The organism is Leptothrix toolikensis (SeqCode) (assembly GCF_057922285.1).
Window position 1 is genome coordinate 1 of sequence record NZ_JBYSVC010000126.1, and the last position, 4,470, is coordinate 4,470.

Here is a 4,470-nt window from a genome sequence, read left to right on the forward strand (position 1 = left end):
GGACCCAGCGACGCTGAAGGCTGCCGATAATCCGGGTTTTCCATATTCGCCCCAACAAGGAATTACGCATGGTGCTCGACGTCGTGATCATGGCTGCTGGCAAAGGGACACGGATGAAGTCCGCCCGACCCAAGGTGCTGCATCCCTTGGCCGGTCGGCCCCTATTGCAACATGTCTTGGACATGGGCATCCGCCTAGGCGCAGAACGTCTCATCACCATCACAGGCCACGGGGCGGAGCAAGTCGAAACGGCCATGCGCGCGGCGCTGCCCAGCGCCCCCTTGGCCTTTGTGCGCCAAGAGCCGCAACTCGGCACCGGCCACGCCGTGCAGCAAGCCGTACCCGAATTGCCCGATACCGGCACCACCTTGATCCTGAACGGTGATGTGCCCTTGGTGCGCGTCCAAACCGCCCAAGCCTTGATCGACGCCTGCGCGGGCGAGCGCCTTGCGCTGCTGACCGTCGATCTGGCCGACCCGACCGGCTACGGCCGCATCCTGCGCGACGGCGAAGCCGTGCTTGCCATCAAGGAACACAAAGACGCCACGCCTGAGCAGCGCCTCATTCGCGAGGGCTACACCGGCATGATGGCTGTGCCCACGGCGCACCTGAAACGCTGGCTGGCCAACTTGAACAACCACAACGTCCAAGGCGAGTACTACCTCACCGACATCGTCGCCATGGCGGTGGCGGACGGCGTGCCGGTGGTGGCCACCAAGGCCGGCAGCGAAACGGAAGTGCTGGGCGTCAACAGCCCCTTGCAATTGGCTGATCTGGAACGCCGCTTCCAGCGCCAGCAAGCCGAAGCGCTGATGGAAGCGGGGGTGCGCTTGGCCGACCCGGCGCGCTTTGATCTGCGTGGCACGCTGGTCTGTGGCCGGGACGTGGACATCGACGTCAACGTGATCTTTGAAGGCACGGTCACGCTGGGCGACGAGGTCTCGATCGGTGCGAACTGCGTCATCCGTAACGCCACGATTGCCGCCGGCGCGGTGATCCACCCCTTCACCCACATCGACGGCGAAGCGCTGGGCGTGGACGTCGGTGAAGGCGCATGGATCGGCCCCTTTGCCCGCCTGCGTCCCGGTGCCAAGCTCGGCGCAGAGGTGCATATCGGCAACTTCGTGGAGGTGAAGAACTCGACCATGGCCCGGGGCTCCAAAGCCAATCACTTGGCTTATCTGGGCGATGCCACGGTGGGTGAGCGGGTCAACTACGGGGCGGGCAGCATCACGGCGAACTACGACGGGGCCAACAAGCATCGCACCATCATCGAAGCTGACGTCCACATCGGCTCCAACTGCGTGCTGGTGGCTCCGATCATCATCGGTGCGGGAGCCACCATCGGTGCTGGCTCCACGGTCAGCAAGAGCGCCCCGGCCGGGCAACTCACGCTCGCACGTGGGCAACAAGCCAGCATCAGCAGCTGGACCCGACCCATCAAGCCCGCTAAAAAGCACGCCTGAGCCACCACGCCGAGCCACATACCACCATGAAACCACCTGCCACCGATCCGTTGGCGCTGCCGCTGCACCCCACACACTACGAGTGTTTGAGCTTGCCTGAAGAGGTTACGGCTGCGGCACTGGCGCAGGTGGACTGGCAACATCCGCCCTTGACAGCTCCCTTGACCACGGACGCCACCCGCTGGCTGGCCTACGCCGTGCTGAGCGATCCCTTCCGGCGTGAGGTTTACGACCACTACTTGGCCCGTGAACGGGCCAAGCTGGTGGCGGCGCAACAACGCAAAGCGTTCTGGCATCACCCCCGCCGCCGCATGCTGGTGCTGACCGTGATTCTGGCCACCTTGGGAGCAGGCTTCTGGTGGTGGTTGCGCGGTGATTGAGTGCGCCACGCCTCACGGGCGTTAAGCGTTGCGTTGCATAGGGTTGCATAAGATGTGCGGCCGATACCGCCCACATCCTTCGTCGCACACGCTATGAACCACAGCTACCGCCTGGTCTGGAATGAAGAGCGTCAACGCCATGTGCCCGCGCCTGAAGTCGCATGCGGCCAAGGCAAAGGTGGGCGCAGGGCTGCCCAAGTTGTGGCCACCGCCCTGGGTCTGGGTGCCGCAGCGTCGAGCTGGGGTCTGGCCCCTTTGCCCACCGCCCTGCCCACAGGCGGCCAAGTGGTGGCCGGCCAAGCCACGCTGAACCCGGTGGCGACGGCAGCCACGTTGGTGGTGAATCAGAGCAGCCAGCGCGCCATCATCCAGTGGAATAGCTTCAACATCGGTGCGCAGGCCAGCGTCACCTTTGTGCAACCCGACAGCAGCTCGGTCGCGCTCAACCGGGTGATGGGAGCTGAGCCCAGTCAAATCTTTGGTCAACTCAAGGCGAACGGCCAAGTGTTCTTGGTCAACCCGAACGGCATCCTCTTTGCGCCGGGCGCACAGGTCAATGTGCATGGCCTCTTGGCCACCACCATGGATACGCTCGACGCCGACTTCATGGCCGGCACACCGCACTTTGCGGGCAAAGCGGGGTCAGTGCGCAACGACGGCTCCATCCACGCCGATGCGGGCGGCTTCGTCAGCTTGCTGGGCGGACTGGTGACCAACACGGGCGACATCGCCGTGGTCAACACCCAAGGTATCGTGCCCGCTCAAGGCTTGGTGATGCGCGACGGCGGCATCGAACTGGTGGGCGATGTGGTGCATCAAGCCGGCACGCTGGATGCGTCGGGCCTGAACGGCGGGCTGGTGAGCTTGAGTGGGCGCAGCGTCTTGCAAGACGGCCTCATTCAAGCCAACGGCAGCCAAGGCACCGGGGGCCAAGTTCACATCAACGCCAACGAAACCCTGCTGCAAACCCAAGCGGCGCAGATCAGCACCGATGGGGCGACCACGGGCGGCCAGATCAGCTTGAGCAGCGGGCAGACGGCGTACCTCTCGGGCACCAGCCACGCCAACGGCGGCCAAAGCGGCGGGCAGATCGACATCCAAACTACCGGGCTGCTGAGCGTAGCGGGGGCGCAGTTGAGCACCTTGGGTGAGGCCGGGCGGATTGTGTTGATGTCGCAAGCCGATACGCGCTTTGCGGCCACAGCCACCACAGGGCCCAAGGGTTTCATCGAGATCTCGGGCAAGGGCACGCTCTACATGGGTGGCAAGACCGATCCGGGCCTGGGCGGCCAGACCCTGCTCGATCCGACCAACATCGTCATTGGGCCAGCCACGGCGGCCCTAAGCTACATCGACTTGGTCAACCCCAACCCGACGGCTGCGGACAACCACGGCTCGGGCGGTACCTTTGAAGTGGGCGGCGGCAACCTTGTCGTGGCCTCACCGAACGACAATTTCGGTGGCTTGGGTGGCTCAGGAGCGGTGTACCTCTACAACGGCACCACAGGGGCCTTGATCTCGACGCTGTTTGGCACCACCGCCGGTGATTTGGTCGGCTCAGGAGGCGTGACCAAACTTAGCAACGGCAACTACACCGTCAACAGCCCCGTCTGGGGTGGCGGATTGGGTGCCGTGAGCTTGGGCAACGACAAAACGGGCCTGAATGGGGCGGTCAGTGGTGCCAACTCCTTGATCGGTGCGGCAGCGGGCGACAACGTCGGCTCGGGCGGCGTCACGGCCCTGACCAACGGCAACTACGTCGTCAGCAGCCCGCTCTGGGGCGGCACCCTCGGGGCCGTTACGTGGACCACCGGGGCCGCTGGCATCGTGGGTGCCGGCAACTCGCTGATCGGACGAATCGCTGGCGATCAAGTGAGTTCGGGCGGCGTCACGGCCCTGACCAACGGCAATTACGTCGTCAGCAGCCCGCTCTGGAGTGGCGGTATCGGCGCAGTCACTTGGGCCGACGGACTGATCGGTCTGGCAGGCACTACCGTGCGTGCCGGCAACTCCTTGATCGGTGCCGCAGCGGGCGACCAAATTGGCTCAGGCGGTGTCACCAAGCTCACCAATGGCAACTATGTCGTCAGCAGCCCGCTTTGGGGGGGCGGCACCCTCGGCGCAGTGACTTGGGCCGATGGCTTGGTCGGCTTGGTCGGCACCGTGCGGGCCGGCAACTCGCTGATCGGTGCCGCAGCGGGCGACCAAATCGGCTCAGGCGGTGTCACCGCGCTCACCAACGGCAACTACGTCGTCAGCAGCCCGCTCTGGGGCGGCACCCTCGGCGCGGTGACATGGATGAACGGCTTGGCCGCCAACCCTGGCAGCGTCACGGCCGCCAATTCACTCACCGGGGTGGTTGCCGGTGACAGCGTGGGCTCGGGCGGCGTCACGGCCCTGACCAACGGCAACTACGTCGTCAGCAGCCCGCTATGGGGTGGCACCCTCGGCGCAGTGACATGGATGAACGGCTTGGCCGCCAACCCTGGCAACGTCACGGCCATCAACTCACTCACTGGGGTGGTTGCCGGTGACAGCGTGGGCTCGGGCGGCGTCACGGCCCTGACCAACGGCAACTACGTCGTCAGCAGCCCGCTATGGGGCGGCACCCTCGGCGCAGTGAC

Annotated in this window: 3 protein-coding genes; all 3 read left to right on the forward strand. The window is 65.2% G+C overall.

Annotation, left to right across the window (positions count from 1 at the left end):
* Positions 1–68 precede the first annotated feature (68 nt).
* Positions 69–1,466, forward strand: coding sequence for a bifunctional UDP-N-acetylglucosamine diphosphorylase/glucosamine-1-phosphate N-acetyltransferase GlmU (gene glmU, locus AC3VI7_RS12190; RefSeq protein WP_489671579.1), 1,398 nt, complete (start codon positions 69–71; stop codon positions 1,464–1,466).
* 26 nt (positions 1,467–1,492) lie between these two features.
* Positions 1,493–1,846 (forward strand): hypothetical protein, encoded by a 354-nt coding sequence (locus AC3VI7_RS12195; protein WP_489671580.1) that lies wholly within the window; start codon positions 1,493–1,495, stop codon positions 1,844–1,846.
* Between the two features lie 93 nt (positions 1,847–1,939).
* The coding region (locus tag AC3VI7_RS12200; protein ID WP_489671581.1) for a two-partner secretion domain-containing protein at positions 1,940–4,470 on the forward strand (2,531 nt) is incomplete at its 3' end.